This is a genomic window from Bradyrhizobium sp. 155 (genome assembly GCF_023101105.1).
GTDB lineage: Bacteria > Pseudomonadota > Alphaproteobacteria > Rhizobiales > Xanthobacteraceae > Bradyrhizobium > Bradyrhizobium canariense_D.
On sequence record NZ_CP064704.1, the window covers coordinates 43,618 to 68,088 of the forward strand.

20 protein-coding genes and 1 riboswitch are annotated in these 24,471 nt (G+C 66.2%); of the genes, 9 read left to right on the forward strand and 11 right to left on the reverse strand.

The features are described from left to right. The first annotated feature begins 116 nt into the window (after positions 1-116). Positions 117-782 carry a glutathione S-transferase family protein gene (locus IVA93_RS00220; protein ID WP_018459684.1) on the forward strand — a complete coding sequence of 222 codons (666 nt, stop codon included), beginning with the start codon at positions 117-119 and terminating at the stop codon, positions 780-782. 10 nt (positions 783-792) lie between these two features. Here the strand turns inward: IVA93_RS00220 and IVA93_RS00225 are convergent, their stop codons facing one another. Both IVA93_RS00225 and ggt read right to left on the reverse strand, forming a co-directional pair. Next, the gene (locus tag IVA93_RS00225; RefSeq protein WP_018459685.1) at positions 793-2,088 is read right to left on the reverse strand and encodes an MFS transporter; all 1,296 of its coding nucleotides are present in this window, start codon (positions 2,086-2,088) and stop codon (positions 793-795) included. Between the two features lie 111 nt (positions 2,089-2,199). Further along, positions 2,200-3,951 (reverse strand): gamma-glutamyltransferase, encoded by a 1,752-nt coding sequence (ggt, locus tag IVA93_RS00230; protein WP_018459686.1) that lies wholly within the window; start codon positions 3,949-3,951, stop codon positions 2,200-2,202. Positions 3,952-4,050: 99 nt separating this feature from the next. On the opposite strand from ggt, the gene IVA93_RS00235 reads away from it, so the two are divergent. After that, the gene (locus IVA93_RS00235; RefSeq protein WP_018459687.1) at positions 4,051-5,439 is read left to right on the forward strand and encodes an MFS transporter; all 1,389 of its coding nucleotides are present in this window, start codon (positions 4,051-4,053) and stop codon (positions 5,437-5,439) included. Between the two features lie 163 nt (positions 5,440-5,602). Here the strand turns inward: IVA93_RS00235 and purH are convergent, their stop codons facing one another. The 3 genes from purH to IVA93_RS00250 all read right to left on the reverse strand — a co-directional run bounded on the left by purH (position 5,603) and on the right by IVA93_RS00250 (position 10,580). Beyond that, on the reverse strand, positions 5,603-7,195 hold the full coding sequence (gene purH / locus IVA93_RS00240; protein ID WP_018459688.1) for a bifunctional phosphoribosylaminoimidazolecarboxamide formyltransferase/IMP cyclohydrolase: 1,593 nt from the start codon (positions 7,193-7,195) through the stop codon (positions 5,603-5,605). A 22-nt stretch (positions 7,196-7,217) separates the two neighbouring features. Beyond that, positions 7,218-7,299, reverse strand: a riboswitch (ZMP/ZTP riboswitch). A 59-nt stretch (positions 7,300-7,358) separates the two neighbouring features. Further along, entirely contained in the window at positions 7,359-9,077 is a 1,719-nt protein-coding gene (locus IVA93_RS00245) for a heparinase II/III family protein (RefSeq protein WP_026233860.1), read from the reverse strand. 156 nt (positions 9,078-9,233) lie between these two features. After that, a complete protein-coding gene (locus tag IVA93_RS00250; RefSeq protein WP_026233861.1) occupies positions 9,234-10,580 on the reverse strand; it encodes an RsmB/NOP family class I SAM-dependent RNA methyltransferase in 1,347 nt (448 codons plus the stop codon). 186 nt (positions 10,581-10,766) lie between these two features. On the opposite strand from IVA93_RS00250, the gene IVA93_RS00255 reads away from it, so the two are divergent. Continuing rightward, on the forward strand, positions 10,767-10,976 hold the full coding sequence (locus IVA93_RS00255) for a DUF1674 domain-containing protein (protein ID WP_018459691.1): 210 nt from the start codon (positions 10,767-10,769) through the stop codon (positions 10,974-10,976). Between the two features lie 57 nt (positions 10,977-11,033). Then, on the forward strand, positions 11,034-11,624 hold the full coding sequence (locus IVA93_RS00260) for a thermonuclease family protein (protein WP_026233862.1): 591 nt from the start codon (positions 11,034-11,036) through the stop codon (positions 11,622-11,624). A gap of 54 nt (positions 11,625-11,678) precedes the next feature. Here IVA93_RS00260 and IVA93_RS00265 read toward each other — a convergent pair whose 3' ends face one another. Both IVA93_RS00265 and acs read right to left on the reverse strand, forming a co-directional pair. Continuing rightward, on the reverse strand, positions 11,679-12,194 hold the full coding sequence (locus tag IVA93_RS00265) for a L,D-transpeptidase (RefSeq protein WP_247789606.1): 516 nt from the start codon (positions 12,192-12,194) through the stop codon (positions 11,679-11,681). 443 nt (positions 12,195-12,637) lie between these two features. Then, positions 12,638-14,584, reverse strand: a complete 1,947-nt coding sequence (gene acs / locus IVA93_RS00270; protein WP_247295805.1) for an acetate--CoA ligase — start codon at positions 14,582-14,584, stop codon at positions 12,638-12,640. A gap of 400 nt (positions 14,585-14,984) precedes the next feature. On the opposite strand from acs, the gene IVA93_RS00275 reads away from it, so the two are divergent. Further along, positions 14,985-16,154: a DNA topoisomerase IB gene (locus tag IVA93_RS00275; RefSeq protein ID WP_018459695.1), complete on the forward strand. Its 1,170-nt coding sequence runs from the start codon at positions 14,985-14,987 to the stop codon at positions 16,152-16,154. Between the two features lie 11 nt (positions 16,155-16,165). Here the strand turns inward: IVA93_RS00275 and IVA93_RS00280 are convergent, their stop codons facing one another. Further along, positions 16,166-16,621, reverse strand: coding sequence for an SRPBCC family protein (locus IVA93_RS00280; RefSeq protein WP_018459696.1), 456 nt, complete (start codon positions 16,619-16,621; stop codon positions 16,166-16,168). A gap of 101 nt (positions 16,622-16,722) precedes the next feature. On the opposite strand from IVA93_RS00280, the gene IVA93_RS00285 reads away from it, so the two are divergent. After that, complete coding sequence (locus tag IVA93_RS00285) at positions 16,723-17,817, forward strand: adenylate/guanylate cyclase domain-containing protein (protein WP_247454085.1); 1,095 nt, start codon at positions 16,723-16,725, stop codon at positions 17,815-17,817. An 81-nt stretch (positions 17,818-17,898) separates the two neighbouring features. Here IVA93_RS00285 and IVA93_RS00290 read toward each other — a convergent pair whose 3' ends face one another. The 3 genes from IVA93_RS00290 to tsaD are packed head-to-tail and all read right to left on the reverse strand — an operon-like array spanning position 17,899 to position 20,371. Next, positions 17,899-18,312: an EVE domain-containing protein gene (locus IVA93_RS00290; protein WP_026233864.1), complete on the reverse strand. Its 414-nt coding sequence runs from the start codon at positions 18,310-18,312 to the stop codon at positions 17,899-17,901. 2 nt (positions 18,313-18,314) lie between these two features. After that, complete coding sequence (locus IVA93_RS00295) at positions 18,315-19,295, reverse strand: NAD(P)H-dependent glycerol-3-phosphate dehydrogenase (protein WP_018459699.1); 981 nt, start codon at positions 19,293-19,295, stop codon at positions 18,315-18,317. A 2-nt stretch (positions 19,296-19,297) separates the two neighbouring features. Then, positions 19,298-20,371, reverse strand: coding sequence for a tRNA (adenosine(37)-N6)-threonylcarbamoyltransferase complex transferase subunit TsaD (gene tsaD, locus IVA93_RS00300; RefSeq protein WP_018459700.1), 1,074 nt, complete (start codon positions 20,369-20,371; stop codon positions 19,298-19,300). Between the two features lie 163 nt (positions 20,372-20,534). Between tsaD and IVA93_RS00305 the strand changes: the two genes are divergently transcribed. From IVA93_RS00305 to IVA93_RS00315, 3 genes are all read left to right on the forward strand, one after another. Further along, on the forward strand, positions 20,535-21,281 hold the full coding sequence (locus IVA93_RS00305; RefSeq protein WP_018459701.1) for a uroporphyrinogen-III synthase: 747 nt from the start codon (positions 20,535-20,537) through the stop codon (positions 21,279-21,281). Between the two features lie 69 nt (positions 21,282-21,350). Further along, on the forward strand, positions 21,351-22,613 hold the full coding sequence (locus IVA93_RS00310; RefSeq protein ID WP_018459702.1) for a COG4223 family protein: 1,263 nt from the start codon (positions 21,351-21,353) through the stop codon (positions 22,611-22,613). 36 nt (positions 22,614-22,649) lie between these two features. After that, complete coding sequence (locus IVA93_RS00315; protein WP_018459703.1) at positions 22,650-24,449, forward strand: heme biosynthesis HemY N-terminal domain-containing protein; 1,800 nt, start codon at positions 22,650-22,652, stop codon at positions 24,447-24,449. The last annotated feature ends 22 nt before the right edge of the window (positions 24,450-24,471 follow it).

Here is a 24,471-nt window from a genome sequence, read left to right on the forward strand (position 1 = left end):
TTGCTAAGGTCAATATACCCGGGTTAAAATACTCGACCGGATGGCTCGACATTGCGTTCCCGGGCTGGCACGAACGCGCGGCCGATCGAACCATGCCTAGCCCCGGGGACCACGCGATGCTGACCGTTCATCACCTCAACAATTCCCGCTCGCAGCGCGTGCTGTGGCTGCTCGAAGAGTTGGGCGTGCCTTACGAGATCGTGCGCTATCAGCGCCAGCCGGACATGCGCGCGCCGAAGGAGCTCCGCGCCATCCATCCACTCGGCAAGTCGCCCGTTATCACGGACAACGGCAACACCATCGCCGAATCCGGCGCGATCATCGAATATCTCATCGCCACCTATGGCAACGGCCGGCTGGTCCCGCCGCCGAACACGCCGGAGCGGCTGCGCTTCACCTACTGGCTGCACTATGCGGAAGGCTCGGCGATGCAGCCGCTGCTGCTCAAGCTGCTGTTCACGCTGATGCCGAAGCGCGCGCCGGCGTTGCTCCGCCCGCTGGTGCGCAAGGTCTCGAACCAGGCGCTTACTGCGCTGGTCAATCCGCAGCTGAAGCAGCACATGGACTATTGGGAAGGCGAGCTCGGCAAGAGCGAGTGGTTCGCCGGCAACGAGTTCACCGCCGCCGACATTCAGATGAGCTTTCCGCTTGAGGCAGCCCAGGCGCGCGGCGGGCTGGAGCTCGGCCATCCCAACGCGATGGCGTTCCTGGAGCGCATTCATGCACGGCCGGCGTACAGCCGCGCCCTCGAAAAGGGCGGGCCGTATCAGGTCGGTCGATAGTTAGCTTTCATCAGTCCGCGTGCAGCACGCGCCCGCGCGTCTCCGGGAGCGCGAAGGCGGCGATGAAGAACAGCGCGTAAGCCACCACCGCGAAGATGGCGATCGCATTCGCAAGCGACGTCGTCGCCGATAGCGCTCCGACCAGGAACGGAAACAGCGCGCCGATGCCGCGGCCGAAATTGTAGCAAAAGCCCTGGCCCGAGCCGCGCAGTCGCGTTGGATAAAGCTCGGTCAGGAACGCGCCGACGCCGGAGAAATAGCCCGAGGCGAAAAAGCCGAGCGGGAAGCCGAGCACCCACAGGACCTCGTTGGTGAGCGGCAGCTGCGTGTAGAGCAGCACAACCGCTATCGCGCCGATCGAGAAGGTCAGAAAGAGATTGCGCCGTCCGATCCGGTCGGCGAGCCACGCGCCGGTGAGATAGCCGATGAAGGAGCCGATGATCAGCGTCGAGAGATAGCCGGTCGAGCCGACGATCGACAGATGCCGCTCCTTGGTCAAGAACTGCGGCACCCAGAAGGTGACGGCGTAATAACCGCCCTGGCAGCCCGTGGCCATCAGCGACGCCAGGATCGTGGTCTTCAGGATCGGGCCCGAGAAAATCTCCCAGAGCGCCGGGCGATTGCCGCTCGCGGCCTGCTTGGCGCGGGCCTCAGCCGCGATCTCCGGCTCGGTCACCGAGCGGCGGATGTAGAACACCAGCAGCGCGGGCAACGCGCCGATCACGAACATCCAGCGCCACGCTGTCTCCGCCGGCAAAGCCGAGAACAGGATCGCCTGCGACAGCACCGCGAGGCCCCAGCCGACGGCCCAGCCCGACTGCACCGAGCCGACTGCACGCCCGCGATATTGCGGCCGGATCGCTTCACCCATCAGCACGGCGCCCGCCGCCCACTCCCCGCCGAAGCCGAGGCCCAGCACCGCGCGTGCGATCAGGAGCTGTTCGAAATTCTGCACGACCGCGCAGACCAGCGAGAAGAACGAGAACCAGATGATGGTGATCTGGAGCGTTCTGACCCGGCCGATATGGTCGGAGAGATAGCCGCCGAGCCAGCCGCCGATCGCGGAGGCCAGCAGCGTCACGGTGCCGGCGAGCCCGGCCGACCCCGCATCGACCTTCCACAGCGCGATGATGGTGCCGATCACCAGCGGATAGATCATGAAGTCCATGCCGTCGAGCGCCCAGCCTGCGGCGCACGCCCAGAACGTCCGCCGCTCCGGCGCGTTCATGTCGCGATAGAAGGCAAGAAGGCTGGTGTCCTCGATCTCGGCGCGTTCGATGCGCTGGTTCGGATCAACGGTGGTCATGCGCGATTCCCGACAGTGTTTTCTTTGGCAGTTTCTCTGGCCTGGCGGTGGTAGCACGCGCGGGGGCGCGCGCAAGCCGGCCGCCGGCCTTCGCGCCATGCAAGTACAGAGTTACTGCCCCGCTGCTTCCGCGCCCCGGGTGCGTGGATCGGGCGCGCCGAGCGGCCCGTTGGCGGTCACCGCGATCGAATTCGCCGATGTCTGCCCCATCGGCGTGACGATGAGATGATCCATCGCCTTCAGCTCGAGCAGCACATCATCGGGAAAGCCGCTCTCGACCCGGACCTCGTCGGGCAACCATTGGTGATGCAGCCGCGGCGCGGCCACGGCAGCCGCGACGTCCATCTTGTAATCGAGGACGTTGACGATCACCTGGAGCACGGCCGAGATGATGCGGCTGCCGCCCGGCGAGCCCGTCACCAGCACCGGCTTGCCGCCCTTCAGGACGATGGTCGGCGACATCGAGGACAGCGGCCGCTTGCCCGGCCCGGGCAAATTGGCCTCGAAGCCGACGAGGCCGTAGGCATTGGAAGCGCCGACCGCTGCGGTGAAATCGTCGAGCTCGTTGTTGAGCAGCACGCCGGTGCCGTCGGCGACGAGGCCGACGCCGTAGCTGAAGTTCAGCGTATAGGTGTTGCTGACCGCGTTGCCGCTGCCGTCGACGACGGAAAAATGCGTGGTGTTGCTGCCCTCATGCGGTGAGGTCGCAGTGGAAACGAGCTGTTCCGACGGCGTGGCGCGATCCGCGGAGATGGTTGCCCGCAGCTTGGCCGCATAGTCCTTGCCGGTGAGCGTCCCGATCGGCGCGTTGACGAAGGCGGGATCGCCGAGATAGCGCGCCCGGTCCGCATAGGCGCGCTTCATGGCCTCGATCAACAGATGCAGCGAGGCCGGCGATCCCTGCTTCAGATCGGCGAGCTGAAAACCTTCGAGAATATTGAGCGTCTCCACCAGCACCACGCCGCCCGACGACGGCAGCGGCATCGACACGATGTCATAGCCGCGATAGGTGCCGCGCACCGGCGCGCGGATCACCGCTTGATAGGATTTCAAATCCGCTGGCGTCATGATGCCGCCCGCATCAGTCACGGCCTTGGCGAGTTTTTCCGCGACCGGCCCTTCATAAAAACCGCGCGGGCCCTGTACGGCGACAGTCGACAGCGTTTCGGCGAGATCGCTCTGCACCAGCCTGTCGCCTTGGCTGAGCGGCGTGCCATCAGGCCGCGAGAATATCCGGGCCGAGGAGGGCCAGCGCACCAGCCGCTTGTGCCAGCCCGGCAGCGTGTCGGCAATGTCGTCGCCGACGAGGAAGCCGTCGCGGGCGAGCACGATCGCGGGCTCGAGCAGTTGCGCCAGCGTGAACCGGCCCGAGCCACATTTTTCCAGGGCGAGCGCAAGACCCGCGACGGTGCCGGGCACGCCGACGCCGAGCGCAGAATCCCGCGACTTCGCCGCATCGGGCTTGCCGTCGGCGCCGAGGAAAATCTGCGGCGTGGTCGCAGCCGGCGCGGTCTCGCGATAATCGATCGTGATGTCTTCGTTGCGCTCGGTGGAATGAATCACCATGAAGCCGCCGCCGCCGATATTGCCGGCCCGCGGATAGGTCACGGCCATCGCAAAGCCGGTCGCGACCGCGGCATCGACGGCATTGCCGCCGCGCCGCAGGATATCGGCGCCGACCTGCGCGGAGATTTTCTCCTGCGCTACTACCATGCCGTGTTCGGCGGGAACGGCGTGCACGGTGTCGAGCGCGGGCGGCACATAGGCCCGCCGCGCATCCTGCGCGGTCGCGGTCGGAAGTCCGAACGCCAGAGTGGCAAGGAAGGCGAAAAATGTCCGCCGTGTCGAAAAAGACGACATCATCAAACTTCCGCAATGGCCATGGGCAGTTCACATGCAGCGCTGCAATGCTATACGGTTTGCCCCGACAGAGGCAAAACTGTTCGTGATGAGGATTATGGAGTGACGACGATCGCCCGGGATGCGCGGATCGCCGGCGCGCAGCGGACCTATCCGCCGCGCAGCGCCGTCGTCAGCTGGATCTTCTTCGACTGGGCCGCGCAGCCTTATTTTACGCTGATCACGACCTTCGTGTTCGCGCCCTATTTCGCCACCGGCATTGCGCCGAATCCCGCCACCGGGCAATCGTTGTGGGGCTTTGCGATGGCTGCCGCGGGCCTCGCGATTGCCTTGATGTCGCCGGTGCTGGGGGCTATCGCCGATGCGTCGGGCCGCAGGAAGCCGTGGATCGCCGGATTCGGCGCAGTGCTGGTGCTGGCATCCTGCACGCTGTGGATCGGCAAGCCCGGCGATCCCTCGATCATTCCGCCGCTGCTCACCGCGGTCGCGCTCGCCAGCGTTGGCGCGGAATTCGCCACTCTCTTCAACAATGCGATGATGCCGACGCTGGTGCCGCCGGAGCGCATCGGGCGGCTCTCCGGCACCGGCTGGGCGACGGGGTATGTCGGCGGCATCGTCAGCCTGATCATCGTGCTCGGCCTGCTCGCCGCGAACCCCGAGACCGGTCGCACGCTGCTCGGTCTCACGCCTCTGTTCGGGCTCGATCCCGTCAGTCATCAGGGCGACCGCGCCGCCGGACCGTTGACCGGGCTTTGGTTCATCGTTTTCGTGACGCCGATGTTCCTGTTCACGCCGGACTATCCGGCGAAGCGTCCGGTGCGCGAGGCGCTGCACGAGGGGCTGTCGGAGCTGAAGCAATCGATCAAGGGGCTGCCGCAGCAGAAATCGCTTGCGGCGTTTCTACTCGCCAACATGATCTACACCGACGGTCTGGTGTCGCTGTTTGCCTTCGGCGGCATCTATGCCGCGGGTACGTTCGGCTGGCACACGATCCAGATCGGCACGTTTGGCATCATGCTCGCGATCGCCGGCGCGTTTGGCGCGTGGTTTGGTGGCAAGCTGGACGATCGCTTCGGGCCGAAGCGCGTGATCGCCGGCAGCATGCTGGTCCTGCTGCTGGCGCTGGCGGCGATCCTGCTGGTCGACAAGGATTCGATCCTCTTCATCAAGGTCGCGCCGCCCGCGCCCGGCGGCGGATTGTTCGCCGCCGCGTCAGAGCGCGCTTATCTGGTGCTGGGCTGCCTGATCGGTGCGGCCGGTGGTCCGCTGCAAGCGGCCTCACGTACGCTTCTGATCCGTCTCGCACCGAAGGACCGCATCGCGCAGTATTTCGGTCTGTTCGCACTGACGGGGAAAGTGACGTCCTTCATCGGCCCGCTGCTGATCGGCGTGATCACCGCGGTGACGGCGAGCCAGAAGGCCGGCATGGCCGTGCTGGTGGTGTTCTTCGTCGCGGGTCTGGCGCTGTTGATGCGGGTGCGGGAAAATTAGCGTCGTCCCGGCCTAGTGCGCAATTGCGCACGGGGACCGGGACCCATACCGCGTGATTGCTCGTTGCCGCGACACGGCCAGTACCGCACACCAAACTACTTCCTGGGCTATGGGTCCCGACCTTCGCCGGGACGACCCGTCGAGAGTTTAGTACACGACAGATCTAGTGCCTGAAGTGCCGCGTGCCGGTGAACACCATGGCGATGCCATGCTCGTCGGCGGCCTTGATCACTTCGTCGTCGCGCATGGAGCCGCCGGGCTGCACCACGGCGGTGGCGCCGGCCTCGATGCAGGCGAGCATGCCGTCGGCGAACGGGAAGAACGCATCCGACGCCACCACCGAGCCCTTGGTGAGCGGTTCGGCGAGCTTCAGCTCGGCGGCCGCATCCTGAGCCTTGCGTGCCGCGATCCGCGCTGAATCGACCCGGCTCATCTGGCCGGCGCCGATGCCGACGGTCGCGAGATCCTTGGCGTAGATGATGGTGTTGGACTTGACGTGTTTTGCGACACGGAAAGCAAACTTCAGGTCGCGCATCTCGGCATCAGTGGGCGCGCGCTTCGTGACAACCTTGAAGGTCATGTCGTCGACGACGGCGTTGTCGCGGCTCTGCACGAGGAGACCGCCCGCCACCGTCTTGGCGGTGAGGCCCGGCGCGCGCGGGTCGGGCAGGCTGCCGGCGAGCAGAAGCCGAAGGTTCTTGCGCGCGCCGATGATGGCGATCGCTTCCTCGCTAGCGTCAGGCGCGATGATCACCTCGGTGAAGATTTTCGTGATCTCGCGCGCGGTGTCAGCATCGAGTGCGCGGTTCATCGCGATGATGCCGCCGAACGCCGAGGTGGAATCGCAGGCCAGCGCCTTGCTGTAGGCGCCGACGAGGTCGGAGCCCTCCGCGACGCCGCAGGGATTGGCATGCTTGACGATGACGCAGGCTGCGGTGCGCTTGGCGTCGAACTCGCCGATGCATTCATAGGCCGCATCCGTGTCGTTGATGTTGTTGTAGGAGAGCTCCTTGCCCTGGAGCTGCCGCGCGGTCGAGACGCCCGGCCGCTTGTCGGGCGTCGCATAGAACGCCGCGGTCTGGTGCGGATTCTCGCCATAGCGCAGTGACTGGATCAGCCGGCCGCCGAAGGCACGGAAATCGGGCGCGTCGATCTCGAGCTGGCGATTGAACCAGTTCGAGATCGCGGCGTCATAGGCGGCAGTGCGCGCGTAAGCCTTGGCGGCAAGGCGCCGGCGCAACTTCAGCGTGGTTGCACCGCTGTTGGCGGCGAGCTCATCGAGCACGGCCTGATAGTCCTGCGCCTCGACCACGACGGCGACGTCGTCATGATTCTTCGCGGCGGCGCGGATCATCGCGGGGCCGCCGATGTCGATGTTCTCGATGCAATCCTCGAAGCCCGCGCCTTTGTCGACGGTCGCCTCGAACGGATAGAGATTGACGACGAGGAGATCGATCGGCGCGATCCCATGCGCCGTCATCGCATCCGCATGGTCCTTGTTGTCGCGGATCGCGAGCAGACCGCCGTGCACCTTCGGATGCAGCGTCTTCACGCGGCCATCCATCATCTCGGGGAAGCCGGTCAGCTCGGACACGTCCTTCACCTCGAGGCCGGCCGCGGCGATCGCCTTCGCGGTGCCGCCGGTCGAGATCAGCTCGACATCGTGCGCGGCAAGCGCCTTTGCGAAGTCGATCAGGCCGGTCTTGTCGGAAACGGAGAGAAGTGCGCGGGTGACGCGGCGGGGATGGTCAGTCATGAGCAAGATCCTCTGTCTGAAGGAGTAATGCCCAGGCGCGCGGCAGCTGTGTCCCGCGCTTCCCGATGGTGCTCCATCCAAGGTCGCCAGTCGCGCGAGCGAGGGCTCGATAGCAGTTTTCGGTCGCTATCACAACGACCAGATGGTGCCGAATCGCATGCGTCTACAGCGGAAGTTCCGGCTCCCGCCGTGCATTTCTGCGGGCATTCGTGACCGCCGGCGAGGCGGTGGAGCGCACAAAACTCCAGCGGATCGAGGGCGCCTGCCGCGCGTCCTGGCGGATCACGATCTGCGCGGTGCGGCGCGGGCCGTCATTGCCGGCCAGGGATACGCTGTCCTCCAGCTCCACCTTGTCGTCGAGCGCCTCGAAGGTCCAGACGTCGCGATTCGGGAGCACCAGCATGACGCCGCGGGCGTCGGACAGCCGGCTCGCCTTCACCGCCGGGTGCAGATGGAATCGCAGCGCGAAATCGGCATCCGGACCCTTGAAGCGCCCGCCTTGCGGCGGCGACAACGTGTCCTCGCCGTCGATGCGCGCGCCGTCATTGGCGATCATCAGTACGCGGCGGTGGATCGCGCCGAATTTTGTCAGGTAACCGTCATGCGACGTCGTGAGCAGGGTGCCGTTCTGCACGATTTCGCGATAGCTCTCAACCTCGACGGGGCCGCTGGTGACCGGAGCGCCGTGCAAGAGCCGCTTCATAGCCGACATCTCCACGAACTGGCATGACGAGGTGTCGTGATAGGTCAGCGTCGAATGCGCCGCCGTGCCGCGTGCGAACGGCCGCCAATTGTCGCGGCCCGTGGCCGGCATGCCGCAATTGGTGACGATGCGGCTGATGCCGGAGGAGAGTTCGAACGACAGGCAGCCGGCATGGGCGTCGTGGCTGACGCTGGCCGCCGGCGGCGGGCCCGTGTCGATGATCAAAGTGGTCTGGCCGGCATCGAGGCGCTGGAAACCGGTATGCGGCATGTTCGACATCGGCGCGCCGTGGGTGTCGTCATAGGCAAGCAGCGTCGCGAGCAGGTCCGACGGGGTCGCGCTCATGCCGTTGAACAGCGCGAAATTGCCGTCGCCGTGGCGGAAGAAGCGCAGCATCGGCATCATGCGGTCGATCGCGTTGAGCAGCGCGGGCGGCGGCGCGATGTTGCGCGCGGCAAAGGTCTGCCGCAGCGGCAACAGGTCGATCAAGAGCTCGATCAGCGCGCCCGGGTTGCGCGAGACATGGCCGCCGTCGGGCAGGATCTGCCGCTGCAATTCATCCGAGAGCTTTTTCGAGGTGCTGCGGATGTGACTTGCCTGGTTGGCAAGGCACAACGCCGCATAGCACAGCGCGATCAGCACCTGGAGCTTCGGCACTCCGTCGGGGATGTTGACCATGGTGTAGCGCAGCAAGCGGATTTCGCGCGCCAGCGCGCGCAGATACCGACGATAGAATTTGTTGTCGGTATCGTTCAGCACCAGCGGCGCCTGCGACAGCAGGGAGATCACGCGGCGCGCCAGCACGTCGGCGCGTCGCGCGACGGGACGGCGCTTGCTGGCGGGGTTGCCGATCCAGTCCTCGATCAGCGAGCGCGCATTTGCGCGCGTCAGCGCGGTGTCGGCGGCGCGCAAATGGCGCAGCCAGCCGAAGCCGAGCAGCGCAACTTCCCAATCTTCCGACGGCGGCTCGAGATCGAAGATCGAGCGGCCGTGGCAATTGACGATCTTGCCGGCGAAGACGAAGCGGCCGGCATAGATCTCGGCGGCGCGGGTCGCATCCGCGGTGCGTAGATCATGCGGCGCGATGATCAGCCGGTCGGCGCGGCCGGGCCAAACCCGCGACAGGGCGACGGAACCGCCGCTCGCGCGCGCGAGCATGTTCCGCGCGAAGCGGTTCATCACCAGCGTCGAGATACGTCTGCGTTGAGCGACCGACACGCCTTGCCTTGATGGGGGAGAGGATTCCGACGAATCCTTATTAATCCCAAAATCGGACGGCCGACACCACCTTGAACGACGCGAATCAGTGCCGTGTTTGCAAAATCCAGTGCAAAATCAGGATTTAACGAGCCGGGCCGCGAAAAATCCGTCGAGCCCGCCGAGCTTGGGATCGGCGTTCGGCAGATGGCTGGGCAGGGTGCGCAGATCGCCCTCGGCGGTAATGATCTCGCTGAGCCCCGACACCTCGGACGCATCGATCGGAACCCGGCGAAGACCGGGCTCCGCGGTCAGCAGCGCGGCGACCGCATGCTCGCCCTCTTCAGGTTCCAGCGAACAGGTGCAATAAACTAGCGTCCCACCGGGCTTGAGTAGCGAGACCGATTTTTGCAGCAGCCGCCGCTGGAGCGCGGTCATTGCGGCGATGTCGGATTCCTGCCGGAGCCAGGATACATCGGGGTGGCGGCGGATCGTCCCGGTCGATGTGCAAGGCGCATCAATGAGGATGCCGTCGAAGCCATCGGCAGGGCCGGCCCATTCCGCGGCGTCGGCGACGACGGTCTCGGCCTGCAGCGACAACCGCGTCAGATTCTCGCGCAGCCGTGCCACCCGGGCAGGCGAGCGGTCGATGGCGGTGACGTGCGCGCCGGCCTGCGCCAGTTGCGCGGTCTTGCCGCCGGGAGCGGCGCAGAGATCGGCGATGGATTTGCCCTTGATGTCGCCGAACAGCCGGGCTGGCAACGCAGCGGCGGCGTCCTGCACCCACCATTGTCCTTCGGCGAAGCCGGGAAGCATGGTCACCGCGCCGTGCAGCACCGTGCGCACCGATCCGGTCGGTAGCACTTCGCCATGGAGCCGGCTCGCCCATTGCGCGGCGTCCGACTTCACGGTCAGATCCAGCGACGGATCATGGCTGAGCGCGAGCGCCATGTCCCTTGCGACCGTCTCGCCATAATGCGCGCTCCAGCGCGCGACCATCCAGGGCGGCAGGTCCAGCGACTGCGCGGCAACCTCGTCCACCAGCGCCTTGCCCTCGCGGGCGCAGCGGCGCAGCACGGCGTTGACGAGGCCGGCATAGCGCGCGGCGCGCCGGTCGGATTGCACGAGGCGAACGGAGAGATCGACGGCCGCGTGATCGGGCACGTCCATCCAGAGGATCTGGGCGGCGCCGATCAACAGCGCGCTCTGCGCGCGCGGCGCGTCGGAGGGAATGCCCTTGTCGAGCAGGCGGGACAGCACATGGCCGAGCGTGCCGAGCCGGCGCAGCACGGTGGCGACCAGGCGGCGCATCAGCGCGCGGTCGCGGTCGGGGAGCGTCTTCAGTCCGGGATGGGCGCCGCTGCCGTCGAGCTGCTCGTCAAGTGTGCGGTGCTTGTGCAGCACGCCGTCGACGATGTCGGCGGCAATCCGCCGCGCCGCGAGACCGGGCACTTCGGATGGAGGAGCGAAACGTTGAGAAGGCATGCGGAAACAAGGTTCTGAGCAGCGGCAGTTCGCCGTAATGGGCGCATGCCTTGAGAAGGCGATCTCTGGCACGCGAATATGCCAAATGTAAGAATCGCTTCCGGGTTTTTCAGCCCTTTCGGAGCAATTTCAGGAATGCGTTATTGGGCGTCGCGCCGCGGGCCGTCCCGCGCTAGAAAGCCGCCTATGAGTGACCAGCCTCCCGTTCCCGACCGCAAGCAGCTTACGCCGGCCGCCCAGCGCGCGCTGGCCGAGGCCGAAGCGCGCCGTCAGGCTGCGGCAGCCCGAGCCAAGAACGACGGCGAGGCGGCGCCAAAGGAGTTGCAGGGCCCAAAAGGACCCGAACCGACCCGCTATGGCGATTGGGAGCGCAAGGGCATCGCTTCCGACTTCTGAAGCTTGTCTTTTGAGGCTCGCTTGCCGGACTGCCCGACTCAGCCCTAGCGTGCGCGGATGTCGCGTTTCGATCCAAGCCATCCATATCGGCCTTCATACAGCGGCTCGCCATTTGGTCGCCGGTTCTCAGGGCTGTTGCCGTGGATGTTCGTGGTTGGAATCGTGGTGGCCGTGGTGTTCACGTCCCGGCATGGGATGAACTGGCAGTTCCCTCACGTGACCGACGGTCAATCACGAGACGCCGAGATTGTGCTCCAGCAAGGCGGCCATCCCGATCGTCGCGAGCCGGTCGATGTCGTTCGCACCATTGACGGCGACACCTTTCTCGCACGCGTTCGTCAGCGCGACGGCCGCGATCTCATCGTGCGCGTTCGCCTGCGCGGCATCGACGCACCCGAGATGAAAGCATCCTGCCAGGAGGAACTGGACAAGGCCGAAGCCGCGGCCCGCGCATTGCGCGATCTGCTCGCACAGGGTGGCGTGACGATCACCAACCTCGGTGCCGACAAATATGGTCGCGTTCTCGCCGACGTCGCGACCAAACGCACGACCAATGTCTCGGCGGCGTTGCTCGCGGGCGGTTACGCGCGGAGCTACAATGGCGGCCATCGCGACGGCTGGTGCGCGCGGAGCTGGCGCTTCTGGTGACAAAAAGCCGCGTCGAACGACGCGGCTATTGCCGTGTCGTCCTGATGCCGGCGATCAGCGCGTCACGACCACCGTCGTGCCGACCGAGACGCGGCTGTAGAGATCGGTGATGTCGTCGTTGAGCATGCGGATGCAGCCATAGGAGACGAAGCCGCCGATCGAGCCCGGCACGTTGGTGCCGTGGATCGCGTATTCACCGCCGGACAGCGTCATCGCCGCGACGCCCATCGGATTGCGGGGCGAGCCGCCCGGGATGACGTCCGGGATGCTGGGCTTGTCGCGCTTCACCTCGGCGGGCGGCGCCCAGGCCGGATTGCGGTACTTGCCGTCGATGCGGGTGGTGCCGGCCCACTGCTTGCCGGACTTGCCGACGCCGACCGGGTAGCGCAGGGCGTGGCCGCTATCGAGGACGAGATAGAGCCGACGCTCGTTGGTTTTGACCACGATGGTGCCCGGCGAATAGTCAGCCAGGTTCGTCCCCACCATTTCCGGCCGCGCCTGCGCCGCCGTCAACGTCAAGACCCCAGTCACGACGGTGGCGGCCAGCGCCACAGCAATCCTCATCGACATCGATTTTCCCCTTGCCCCGAACGGACCGTCCAAGATTACGCAAAACCGGCAATCGCCGGCTCGCCAAGTCCTTGTTAGGGGACATTCTTAACCGCGCCTGTTAACCGGATGGTTTCCACGCACGGCCGCCAAGGGCCAGCCAGCAGGGGGAACAAAGGAAATGTTCGAAACAAAGTAAATGACCTGAAAACAACACTTGGCGGGAAAGATGCCCGGGCGCCGGGGCGCGGCCTGACAAGTGCGTGAGGATGTGAACGGCCGTTGTTCGGGGGAGCGCTAACGCGGGGATGCGATCTCGTGTCCCGGACGCGGCGCAGCGCGAAGCGGTGCGACGCAGAGCCGGGATCTAGAAGGCCACAGAGTCTGCCGTTGCATCGGCCCCGACTCTGCAGCGCACCGCGAAGTGCGCGCTACGCTGCGTCCGGGGCACAGGACGATGTGGCTCAGACCGCCTTTTTGTTCTGACGGTTCTTGACGAGGTCGTCGACCACGCCGGGATCGGCCAGGGTCGAGGTGTCGCCCAGGCTGCCCGGTTCGTCCTCGGCGATCTTGCGTAGGATGCGGCGCATGATCTTGCCGGATCGGGTCTTGGGCAGGCCGGGCGAGAACTGGATCTGGTCGGGCGCAGCGATCGGGCCGATCTCCTTGCGCACCCAGGTGACGAGCTCCTTGCGTAGATCCTCGGTTGGCTCGATGCCGGCCATCAGGGTCACATATGCGTAAATGCCCTGACCCTTGATGTCGTGCGGGTAACCGACCACGGCGGCTTCCGAGACCTTCTCATGCGCCACCAGCGCGCTTTCGACTTCGGCGGTACCCATGCGGTGGCCGGAGACGTTGATGACGTCGTCGACGCGGCCGGTGATCCAGTAATAACCGTCCGCATCGCGCCGGCAGCCGTCGCCGGTGAAGTACTTGCCCTTGTAGGTCGAGAAATAAGTCTGCTCGAAGCGGGCGTGGTCGCCATAGACCGTGCGCATCTGGCCCGGCCATGACCGCGTCAGGCACAGATTGCCTGATGTCTCGCCGTCCAGCACGTTGCCGTCGGCGTCGACGATCTCAGGCACCACGCCGAAGAACGGCTGCGTCGCCGAGCCCGGCTTGAGCTTCGTGGCGCCGGGCAGCGGCGTGATCAAAATGCCGCCGGTCTCGGTCTGCCACCACGTATCGACGATCGGGCAGCGGTCGTCGCCGACGACGCGGTGATACCACTCCCAGGCTTCCGGATTGATCGGCTCGCCTACCGAGCCGAGCAGGCGCAGGCTGGCGCGCGAGGTCTTCTTCACGGGCGCGTCGCCGCTCCGCATCAGCGCGCGGATCGCGGTCGGCGCGGTGTAGAAGATGTTGACCTTGTGCTTGTCGATGACGTTCCAGAATCGCGAATTATCCGGGTAATTCGGCACGCCTTCGAACATCAGCGTGGTCGCGCCGTTGGCGAGCGGTCCGTAGAGAATGTAGCTGTGGCCGGTGACCCAGCCGACGTCGGCGGTGCACCAGTAGATGTCGCCGTCGTGATAGTCGAAGACGTATTGATGCGTCATCGCGGCGAACACGAGATAGCCGGCGGAGGTGTGCAGCACGCCCTTGGGTTGGCCGGTCGAGCCCGAGGTGTAGAGGATGAACAGCGGATCCTCGGCGTGCATGTGCTCGACCGGGCACTCGGTCGTCACCATCTTGGCGGCGTCGTGGTACCAGAGGTCGCGCGAGGGATTCATTTCGACCGCGCCGCCGGTGCGCTTGACCACGACGACCCAGTCGACGCCGTCTGCCTTGGCGAGCGCCGCGTCGACATTGGCCTTCAGCGGCACCTTCTTGCCGCCGCGCAGGCCCTCATCGGCGGTGATGATCACCTTGGACTGGCAGTCGTTGATGCGCTGGGCGAGGCTGTCGGGCGAGAAGCCGGCGAACACCACGGAGTGAATCGCGCCGATCCGCGCGCAGGCCAGCATCGCGTAGGCCGCCTCCGGAATCATCGGCAGGTAGATGGTGACGCGGTCGCCCTTCTTGACGTTCCGGGTGCGCAGGATGTTGGCCATCCGGCAGACCTCGTCGTGCAGCTCCTTGTAGGTGATGTGCCGGGATTGGGAGGGATCGTCGCCTTCCCAGATGATCGCGGTCTGGTTGGCGCGATTGTGGAGATGCCGGTCGATGCAATTATGGGCGACGTTGAGAACGCCGTCCTCGAACCATTTGATGGAGATGTTGCCGGGCGCGAAGGAGACGTTCTCGATCCTGGTCGGCGCGTGCATCCAGTCGATGCGCTTGGCCTGCTCCGCCCAGAAACCGTTCGGGTCCGAGATCGAGCGGGCGTACATGTCCTTGTACTTGGCCTGGTCGACCCAGGCGCGCTTCGCCCATTCTGCGGGGACGTCGTAGATCTTCTCGGACATGTTTCCCTCCACATACGGCGAGCCGAGCACGGACCACTGGCGAGCCGACTTGATCGTTGAACCGATTATGCGTCGGGCTAACCGGACCCGACAAGGTGCACAAGCTGGACCTTCGGCGAGCAGCCTGCCATGCGGAGGATCAAGCCGTTTCGTGCGACTGTCGCAGTTTTGAAACAGGGCGACGGGCGGCTTTGGGGTCTTCACCCAGATGCTCGGAATGGGCCCGCGCAGAGCGCCATGCATTCAGCAGAGGTATTTAGAAACCGCCTCTCACTGATTCGGGACTCGCAATGCGGTTCGGAACACCCTAAATGGCCAACCCGGGTCCAACGAGACCCCTTGGAACAAAAATCAGAACAGCGGCATTGACCGACAACAGACAGGGCTAAGGCATAAGACGATGATGGATCAGCAGAATCTCGGGACGATACGGCCCGCTTCAGCCGATCCTGCAGCCATCGCGCTGGCCAAAGCCCTCGGACAATGGCCGAAACCGGCCGGTTCCGGCCGTCCCAGCCCGAAGAAAGTGTTCGACGCGGCGCCGTCGACGACGGTCGAGGCCCTCGCCAAGGAACTGGGCCTGCGGCTCGGCGACCAGAACGAGCTGACCATCCGCCGCGTCAGGCGCGGCAAGGGCTATTCGTTCGTGCGGCCTAACGGCGTCCACATCCGCGATGCCCGCACCATTCGGCGGCTGCATTCGATGGCGGTGCCGCCGGCCTATCGCGAGGTGCGCTACTCGGCCGATCCGAGCACGCATCTCCAGGCAGTGGGACGCGATGCCGCGGGCCGGCTGCAATATCGCTATCACGCCGATTGGGAGAAGGTCCGCGAGCAACGCAAGGCGCATCGCCTGGAAAAGCTCGTCGGCGCGCTGCCCAAGATCCGGCGCAAGGTCTCGGCGTTCCTGTCGGGCGACGAGCCGACCCGCGAGTTCGCGCTCTCCGCCGTCATCGAATTGATCGCGCGCACCGCGATCCGCCCCGGCAACGAATCCTATGCCCGTCTCAACGGCACCCGCGGCGCCACCACGCTGCTGAAGTCCAACGTCTCGCTGGAAGACGACAGCTTCGTGCTGACCTTCAAGGCGAAGGGCGGCAAGGCGGTGCGCAAGGAGTGCGACGCGGCCAAGCTCGTGCGCGCCATCGGGATCTTGCAGGGCGTTCCCGGCAAGCGCATGTTCCAGTATCGCGATCCCTATGGCATCGTGCGCGCGGTCAGCACCACGCAGGTGAACGCGTTTCTGCGCGAGATCGCCGGCATCAAGATCTCGCTGAAGGATTTCCGCACGCTGATGGCCTCTGCCGTCGTCGTGGAATCGCTGTCGCGGATCACGCCGGCGACCAGCCAGCGCGGCCGCAAGAAGCAGGTGCTGGAGGCGATCCGCGGCGCTGCCGACCAGCTCTCCAACACGCCGGCGATCTGCCGCAAGAGCTATGTTCACGATACCATCGTCACCGCGTTCGAGGACGGCATCCTGGAACGCTTCGCCGCGACCATGAAGGGCCAGCGCTCGCAGGCCAGGCGCGAGCAGCTTTTGCAGCAGGTGGTGGCGACCGCGGCGGTCTGACCTCGGCGTCGTTACGCCTTGTTGGAAACGCCGTTGTCGGGACCGGGATCGCCGCCCGCGGCTGCCGCCGTGAGCCGTCCCAGATAGTGCGCCCATCCCGTCGCGTGGGCGGCCGCCTGTTCCTCGGTCGGCAGCCCGCTATGGGTCATGCGCAGCAATGTGCCGCCGTCGCGTTCGATCAGGTCGATCTCGATCAGGCTTGAGCCGGGCGGCACTTCCTGGCCGCCCTCCCATCCAAACGTGTAGGCGAGCCGATGCACCGGCACGACTTCGCGGAATGCGCCGCGGGCAACGCCGCCGCGGGGGCCGATGCCTTTGAGCAGATACAGCCCGCCGGGATGTGGCTCCGTGGTCGCGTCGGAACCCATCCAGCTCAAAATCTTCTCGGGGTCGGTCAGGTAGGCGAAAACGGTGGCGCGTGGGGCCGCGATCTGGGTCTCGCGTCGCACTATGAACGGTTCGGTCATCGACGATCACCCCTGGGCTGACACTGGGACATGGCGGCGCTCGAGCGGCCCGTCAAGGATTGCCCGTGACAAAGACCGCCTGCCTTCGTCATGATCGGGCCATGCACCTCTCGCCGACACTCGCCTGGCTTGTCGATGCCGCCGCCGATAGCGCCGGCGCCGACCGCCTGCTCGCGGACCTTGGCGCACATCTGGTCGCCGATGGCGTGCCGCTTGCGGCGGGCAGCCTGACGCTGGAGGTGCCACATCCGCTGATCGCGAAACGGACCTGGTTGTGGCGCGCGGAGAACGGCCGGGTGATCGAAGCGCTCGGCTTCGCACCAGGCGGCCTCGCGCCCGACCCGCCCAACGATGCCGGCCGCCGCTGGCTGCGCGACATCGCGGAGGGTGAAGTGCACGAAGATTTGGTCGGACGGCCCGACGGGCCGTTGCTCGGCTGGATCGGGCCGCGTCCGTTCACCGCGGACGAGACCGAGCAATTGCGCCAGGCCGCGCGCTTTGCCGCCACACCCCTTGCCGTACTTGCCGCGCGTGCAACGTTGCGCGCGACGCTGGATGCCTATCTCGGCAAGCGCAGTGCGGAGCGGGTGCTGGCGGCACCCCTGCGGCGCGACCTCGGCGAGACCATACAGGCCGCGCTGCTCTATGCCGATTTGCGCAACTTCACGCTCCTGTCGGAAACCAATCCGCCTGCCGACGTCATCGCGGCGCTCGATGCCTGGTTCGATCGCATCGCCGGCGCGGTCCACGCCTTCGGCGGCGAGGTGCTGAAATTCATCGGCGACGGTGTGCTCGCGATCTTTCCGGTGGTCAGGCCGTCACCGCGCCAAGCGTCCGATGCAGCTCTGCGTGCCGCGCGCGCAGCCGAAGCCGGGATGGTGTATCTCAACGCGGAGCGCCGTGCTCAAGGTCTGCCGCCGCTCGCGTTCGGCGCGGCGCTGCATCTCGGCGAGATGCTATGGGGCAATATCGGTGCCGCCAATCGGCTGGATTTCACCGCAATCGGTCCCGCCGTCAATCTCGCCAGCCGGCTCGAAGGATTGTGCAAGCCGCTCGGCAGAACCGTGCTGGTGTCGGGCGCGCTCGCCGCGGAAACCGACATGCCTCTGATCGCGCTCGGATCGCATTCGCTGCGGGGCATCGCCGCGCCATGCGAGATATTTGCGCTGCCGGAGAAACAAGCTCCGATGTCGTAGCCCGGATGAGCGTAGCGACATGCGGGATCGCAGCAGTAGTCCCGGATATCGCTTCGCTCATCCGGGCTACAGCACCCAAGCCTACATCCCGCCCATCTTGCAGACGAGCTTCCATTCCTCGGCCGTCACCGGCTGCACCGAAAGGCGCGAATATTTCACCAGCGCCATGTCGGCGAGTTTCTTCTCGGCCTTGATCGCGGCCATCGTCACCGGAATCTTCAACGGCTTGTCGGCCTTGATGTCGACGCAGACGAATTTCTCGGTCTTGTCGGTCGGATCGGGGTAGGCTTCCTTGATAATCTCCGCGATGCCGACGATCTCCTTGCCCTCGTTGGAATGATAGAAGAACGCCTTGTCGCCCTTCTTCATGGCGACGAGGTTCTGGCGCGCGGTGTAATTGCGCACGCCGGTCCAGGCTTCGCCCTTGGCGCCTTTCGCCACCTGCTGGTCCCAGGACCACACCGATGGTTCGGATTTCACCAGCCAGTACGCCATGTTCATTCCTCCGCCTTGAAAGGTCGCGTCATGAGCCCCGAGATCGCGGCGTCGATCGTGCTTCTGCCGGTCAGGATCGATGCGACGGCTTCCGATACTGGCATTTCGATGTTTTGCGAAGCCGCGAGCTCGATCAGTACCGGCGCGGTGAATTCGCCTTCGGCAAGCTTGCCGGCGGGCGGCTGCTCGCTGCGGCCAAGCGACAGGCCGAGCGCAAAATTGCGCGATTGTGGGCTCGAGCAGGTCAGGATCAGATCGCCGAGGCCAGACAAGCCCGTGAGTGTTTCGCTGCGTGCGCCGAGCGCGCGGCCGAGGCGTGTCAGCTCGGCAAAGGCGCGGGTGGTAAGTGCGGCCTGGGCGGAAGCGCCGAGCTTGCGCCCGACCGCGATGCCGACCGCGATCGCCAGCACGTTCTTGGCGGCGCCGCCGATCTCGACGCCGCGGACATCGGTGGAGTGATAGGGCCGGAACGTCGGCGAGCCCAGCGCCTGCACCAGGTGGCTCGCCAAGGCGTCGTCCTTTGCGGCCAGCGTCACCGCCGTCGGCAGGCCACGCGCGACATCGTCGGCAAAGCTCGGGCCCGACAGGATCGCCGGCTGCGCGTGAGGCGCGGCCTCGGCGATCACGTCGGTCATGAATTTATGGGTGCCGTGCTCGATGCCCTTGGCGCAGGCAATGATCGGCACCGGCTTTTCCAGGTGCGAGGCGAGCATGTTGACAGCACCGCGCAGATGCTGCGCGGGCACTGCGATCAGCAGCATGTCCGCGCGTGCGGCGAGGGCCAGGTCGCTCGTGACGATGATCTCCGGCGCAAGCCGCACGCCCGGCAGCCGCGGATTGTCGCGGCTCGATGCGATTCGCGTCGCGTGCTCGGAATTGCGCGCACACAGCGTCACGTTCCGTCCGGCCCGCGCCGCCACCATCGCCAGCGCCGTGCCCCAGGCGCCCGCGCCGATCACCGCGACAGATCGGAACGCTGTCATTGCTAGAATCCCGCGCGTGTCTTGCCGTATCCGGCCGGTGCCGTCGCGTTCGCATCGAGCAGCCAGCGCGCGCGAGGCTGTGCTTCCATCGTGTCGGTCATGCCGAGCGCGAGACGTTCCGCGCCGGCCCAGGCGATCATTGCACCATTGTCGGTGCAGAGCGCCGGCGGCGGCATGATCAATTGTGTTCCGGCTTTCCTCGCAACGTCATGCAGCGCGCCGCGGATCGCCTGATTGGCGGCGACACCGCCGGCCGCCACCAGCGCACGCGGTGCACCGAACTGCTCGCGGAAGAGTTTCAGGCCGACGCTCAGCCGGTCGGCGGTGGAGTCGAGCACGGCGGCCTGGAAGCTCGCGCAGAGATCGTTGACGTCCTGCGGTGTGATCTCGGCCAACCGGCTTGCTTCGTTGCGCACCGCTGTCTTCAATCCCGAGAGTGAGAAGTTGGCGTCGGGGCGTCCCTGCAGCGGCCGCGGAAACGCAAATCGCGCGGCATCGCCGTTGGCTGCCGCGCGCTCGACCTGCGGGCCGCCCGGATAGGGCAGCCCCAGCATCTTCGCCACCTTGTCGAAGGCTTCGCCGATCGCATCGTCGACGGTGGTGCCGAGCCGCACATACTGTCCGACGCCGGTGACGGCAACGATCTGGGTATGGCCGCCCGAGGCGAGAAACAGGCAATAGGGAAATTCGAGTGCGTCGGTCAGGCGCGGTGTCAGCGCATGCGCTTCCAGATGGTTCACCGCGACCAGCGGCGTGTCGTGCACCATCGCGATCGCCTTCGCGGTGGTGAGCCCGACGATGACGCCGCCGATCAGTCCCGGGCCCGCGGCGGCCGCGACACCGTCGAGCTGGGCGAAGTCGATGCCGGCCTCAGTCATGGCGCGGTCGATGATGCCGTCGAGCAGGTCGACATGGGCGCGGGCCGCGATCTCCGGTACCACGCCGCCGAAACGGGCATGCTCCTCGACCTGCGACCACACGATATTGGACAGGATCTTGCCGCTGCCGTCAGGCGCACGCTCGATCACCGCCGCGGCGGTCTCGTCGCAGGTGGTTTCGATGCCCAGTACCAGCATTGGCGAATTGTTATCCAATTTGCGCCCTTCCCGCCCCCTTGCGCTCATCCGCAAAGCAGAGTTCTGGTACGTCCGGTAGCATTCCGGGGTCGGCCAACGCAATCGTCACGCGCTGCCGTTCCTCGTGAAAGCGCCACCGCCACGTGGTTCGGGAACACAAGCGATGTCCATTCTTGTCACACGGCCGCATCCCGACAATGAGGCGACGTCGGAAAATCTGCGTGCACGGGGTCATGTGGTGCTGCTCGCGCCGGTGCTCAAGTTCGAGCCGGTCGCCTTCCATGACGAGAGTGAAACGAGCTACAGCGCCGTCATTGTCACATCGGCCAATGCGATCCGTGGCGTCGCATCGCAATTACCGGACCTTGGTCTCCTGCAGCTGCCGCTGTTCGCGGTCGGCGAGCACACGGCTGCCGCCGGGCGCGATGCCGGTTTTGCCGAGGTGATCGTCGCCGGTGGCGATGCCGCTGCCCTGCGCGACAAGGTGATGCAGAGCGCGCGCGACAAGCGGCTGAAGAAAAAGAGCACGTTGCTCTATCTCGCGGGCGCGGATCTGTCGCGCGACCTCGGCGGGGAGCTGGGCGCCGAAGGCTTCATCGTCATCACGCAGACGACCTATCGCATGGCGCCAGTCAAGCTGTTGCCGCGCGATGTCTGTGAAGGCTTTGCCGCCCATGGGATCGAGGCGGTGCTGCACTACTCCCGGCGCAGCGCGCGGGCTTTCCTGGAGGCCGCGCGGGCGGAAGGTGTCGAAATCTCGGCTCTGGCGATCCCGCAGTGCTGCCTGTCCGAGCCGGTCGCCGGCGTACTGCGCGAGGCCGGTGCCTCGCAGGTTCTGGTTGCGGCGACGCCGGACGAAAATGCCTTATTTGACACCTTGGAGCGTGCTTTGCGCACCCGTTTGGCGTAAGAGGTCGGGCCGAATCCGACGCAATCGGGTCCGTTCGTTCAGGGCAGGTAAGTGTGAGGAACCGTCACGATGGCCGACGACAAGCCTGAAGACGCAGGATTGGCTCCCGAGTCCGGCCGCGCCAAGCGCATCCCGCCCACCATCGACCTCGAGGCGACGGAAGTCTCGACTCAGCCGCAGCAGGTGACGGGCGAGCCTGAGGCTGGGGCAGCGACCGAACAGGCCGCGCATGAGCAAGCCAAATCTGAAGAGGGCAAGTCTCAAGAGGAAAAGTCTCAAGAGGTAAGGTCCGAAGAAGCTATTGCCGCGCCGCAGCCCGAACCTGCCGAAGAAGAGTCTTCCGTTGCGTCCGCGTCGGTATCGCCGTCGATTTCACCCTGGGTTATCGCTGCGTTCTCCGGCGCCGTCGCAGCCGCAATCGTGATCGCGGTCGGCTGGATGCTGGGCTGGCCTGCCGTGCAGGCGCCGCCGGCTGCTCCGCAAGTGACGGGCGCAACCGTCGAGGCGCTGAGCGGGCGCGTGGCCGCGGTCGAAGCCAAGACGGGCAAGCCGGCCGCCGATCCGGCCATGGTGGCGCGGATCGATGCGCTGGAGAAATCCGCAACGAGCCTGCGCAGCGAGATCGCCAATCTGCGCGCACAATCCGACAAGACTGCCAGCGCCCTAAACGACGCGACATCGGCGCCGCGCGCTGCCGCGCCCGATCTTGCCGCTCTCAACGACCGCCTCGCTCAGCTCGAACGTGCCAGCAAGACCGAACGTGCGGAACTCGCACAGCAAAGCGAGAAGATCGCCGACGCGAAAACGATGGACGACAAGCCGCTGCGCCATGTGGTGGCGGCGGCCCTGCTCGACGTCGCCGTTCGCCATGGCGATGCCTACGAGTCGCAGCTCGCCGCCGCGCGGTCGCTGGCAGCAAAGCCGGAGATGCTGAAGCCGCTCGACACCTTTGCGTCGTCAGGCATTCCGACGCCGGTCGCCTTGAGTCGCGAGCTCCTCAACATCGTGCCAAAATTGTCGCCGCCGGCGGAAGCTCCGGCCAGCGGCACCGGAATCGTCGAGCGCCTTCAGGCGGGGGCGTCGAAACTCGTCCGCATCGAGCGTACCGACGGGGTCGGCAACGATCGCGGCGCGATCGTCGCGCGGGTGACGGCGGCTGCGTTGCGCAACGATTTCGTCGAGGCGCGGCGCGAGTTGAAAACGCTGCCCGAGGCCGATCGTGCACCGGCGCAAGCTTGGCTCGACAAGACCGATGCCCGTGACGCCGCGCTCGCCGCGTCACGCAAATTCGCCGACGCCGCCATGGCGGATCTCGTCAAGCCTGGTCAATAAAGGTTCGCGCAACAATCAGCGCGTATAGGGATCGTCATGCTTCGCATCGTCCTCTTCCTCGTTCTGATCGCACTGGCGGCGGCCGGCGCGGCCTGGGTTGCCGATCAGCCCGGCGACCTCGTCCTGACTGCGGGCGCTTTCCGCGCCACAACGACGCTTCCCCGCTTCGTGTTCTTGCTTGGTCTCTTTGCCGCGGCAGTCGTGCTGGTCTGGAGCCTGCTGACGATGGCCTGGCGCGCTCCGGGGCGTCTGCGCCGCCGTCGTCACGAAAAGCGCCATGCTCGCGGCCGCCACGCCATCACCCACGGCCTGCTTGCGATCGGCCATGGCGACACCGCGCTTGCCCGTCGCCACGCCGATACCGCGCGGCGGCTGGCTGCAAACGATCCGCTCGCGCTTCTCTTGCATGCGCAATCGGCGCAGCTCGAGGGCAATCGCGACGAGGCCCAGCGCGTCTTCCGTGCCATGGCCGAGCGCGAGGACACGCGCCTGCTCGGCCTGCGCGGCCTGTTCATCGAGGCGCAGCGCGCCGACGATGCGGTCGGCGCCGTGATGATCGCCGAGGAAGCGATCAAGCTGTCGCCGTCCTCGACCTGGGCCTCGCATGCGGTGCTCGGCTTCCGCTGCGCGCGCGGCGACTGGAGCGGCGCGCTCGCGATCCTCGATTCGAATCTGTCCGCGGGCCTGATCGACAAGCAGGCCTATCGCCGCCAGCGCGGCGTGCTGCTCGCCGCCCGCGCGCTGGAATTGGAAACAATGGACCGCGACGTCGCGCGCGAGAGCGTGATGCAGGCGGTCAAGCTCGCGCCGACCCTGGTTCCGGCCGCAGTGCTCGCTGCAAAATTCGAGAGCGAGGCGCATCAGGTGCGCCGCGCCATGAAGCTGGTGGAAACCGCCTGGCTCGCCAATCCGCATCCTGATCTTGCGGATGCCTATGCGCATGTGAAGCTCGGCGATTCCGCGCGGCAGCGCCTGCAGCGGGTCGAGACGCTTGCGGCCAAGATTTCTGCCGACAATGCTGGCTATATCGAGGGCCAGCTGGCGATCGCGCGCGCCGCGATCGATGCGTCCGAGTTTGCCCGTGCGCGCGCGGTGCTGGCGCCTTACGTCAACGATCCCACCCAGCGCGTGGCGATGCTGATGGCCGAGATCGAGCGGACCGAGCATGGTGACGGCGGCCGGGCCCGCGCCTGGACCTTGCGCGCGGTGCGCGCCCGCCATGATCCGGCCTGGACTGCGGACGGTTATGTCAGCGACCGCTGGCGTCCGGTTTCCCCGGTCACCGGCCGTCTTGACGCCTTCCAGTGGCAAACGCCAGTCGCGAGTCTTCCTTCCGACAAAGGCGCCATGATCGAATCCTCGGCCTTCGAGGAAGCGATGCTGGCGGCTCCGCCGCCGAAGCGGGTGACGGCGGCCCCGAGCGAGAGCCCGGTGGAACCGGCTGTCATGGCGCCGGATCCGGTGCCCGCTCCGCAGGACAATTCGCCGCCCCTTGAAGCCCAGGAAATCTTAAAGGAAGCCGTCGAGGAGACCGCCAAAGAAACCGTCAAGGAAGAGCCGGTCGTCACGCCTGCCGAGCCGCTCAAACCGGCCCCTGAGATCGCCGAATCATCGTCCGCGGCGGCAACGCCGGTGTTCCGGACCCGCGCCGACCTTGGCAAGCCGGCACCAGCGCCTATTCCCGCCGTCATCCCGATCGTCCGCGCGCCTGATGATCCCGGGATCGATGACGAGGGTCCGAGCGATGAATTTACGGAACAAATCGGCACGCCCAGGGACCACGCAAAGGCCCAGGCCGGCGGCTGGCGCGGATTCTGGTCTCGCTGGGGCGGGTGAGCGGCATTTGGGAGCCGGCGCC

What these genes read in the sequence shown, in the direction of transcription:
- IVA93_RS00220 (WP_018459684.1), top strand. Translation starts at nt 117, where the DNA reads ATGCTGACCGTTCATCACCTCAACAATTCCCGCTCGCAGCGCGTGCTG.
- IVA93_RS00225 (WP_018459685.1), bottom strand. Translation starts at nt 2,088, where the DNA reads ATGACCACCGTTGATCCGAACCAGCGCATCGAACGCGCCGAGATCGAG.
- ggt (WP_018459686.1), bottom strand. Translation starts at nt 3,951, where the DNA reads ATGATGTCGTCTTTTTCGACACGGCGGACATTTTTCGCCTTCCTTGCC.
- purH (WP_018459688.1), bottom strand. Translation starts at nt 7,195, where the DNA reads ATGACTGACCATCCCCGCCGCGTCACCCGCGCACTTCTCTCCGTTTCC.
- IVA93_RS00245 (WP_026233860.1), bottom strand. Translation starts at nt 9,077, where the DNA reads ATGAACCGCTTCGCGCGGAACATGCTCGCGCGCGCGAGCGGCGGTTCC.
- IVA93_RS00250 (WP_026233861.1), bottom strand. Translation starts at nt 10,580, where the DNA reads ATGCCTTCTCAACGTTTCGCTCCTCCATCCGAAGTGCCCGGTCTCGCG.
- IVA93_RS00255 (WP_018459691.1), top strand. Translation starts at nt 10,767, where the DNA reads ATGAGTGACCAGCCTCCCGTTCCCGACCGCAAGCAGCTTACGCCGGCC.
- IVA93_RS00260 (WP_026233862.1), top strand. Translation starts at nt 11,034, where the DNA reads ATGTCGCGTTTCGATCCAAGCCATCCATATCGGCCTTCATACAGCGGC.
- IVA93_RS00265 (WP_247789606.1), bottom strand. Translation starts at nt 12,194, where the DNA reads ATGTCGATGAGGATTGCTGTGGCGCTGGCCGCCACCGTCGTGACTGGG.
- acs (WP_247295805.1), bottom strand. Translation starts at nt 14,584, where the DNA reads ATGTCCGAGAAGATCTACGACGTCCCCGCAGAATGGGCGAAGCGCGCC.
- IVA93_RS00275 (WP_018459695.1), top strand. Translation starts at nt 14,985, where the DNA reads ATGATGGATCAGCAGAATCTCGGGACGATACGGCCCGCTTCAGCCGAT.
- IVA93_RS00280 (WP_018459696.1), bottom strand. Translation starts at nt 16,621, where the DNA reads ATGACCGAACCGTTCATAGTGCGACGCGAGACCCAGATCGCGGCCCCA.
- IVA93_RS00285 (WP_247454085.1), top strand. Translation starts at nt 16,723, where the DNA reads ATGCACCTCTCGCCGACACTCGCCTGGCTTGTCGATGCCGCCGCCGAT.
- IVA93_RS00290 (WP_026233864.1), bottom strand. Translation starts at nt 18,312, where the DNA reads ATGGCGTACTGGCTGGTGAAATCCGAACCATCGGTGTGGTCCTGGGAC.
- IVA93_RS00295 (WP_018459699.1), bottom strand. Translation starts at nt 19,295, where the DNA reads ATGACAGCGTTCCGATCTGTCGCGGTGATCGGCGCGGGCGCCTGGGGC.
- tsaD (WP_018459700.1), bottom strand. Translation starts at nt 20,371, where the DNA reads ATGCTGGTACTGGGCATCGAAACCACCTGCGACGAGACCGCCGCGGCG.
- IVA93_RS00305 (WP_018459701.1), top strand. Translation starts at nt 20,535, where the DNA reads ATGTCCATTCTTGTCACACGGCCGCATCCCGACAATGAGGCGACGTCG.
- IVA93_RS00310 (WP_018459702.1), top strand. Translation starts at nt 21,351, where the DNA reads ATGGCCGACGACAAGCCTGAAGACGCAGGATTGGCTCCCGAGTCCGGC.
- IVA93_RS00315 (WP_018459703.1), top strand. Translation starts at nt 22,650, where the DNA reads ATGCTTCGCATCGTCCTCTTCCTCGTTCTGATCGCACTGGCGGCGGCC.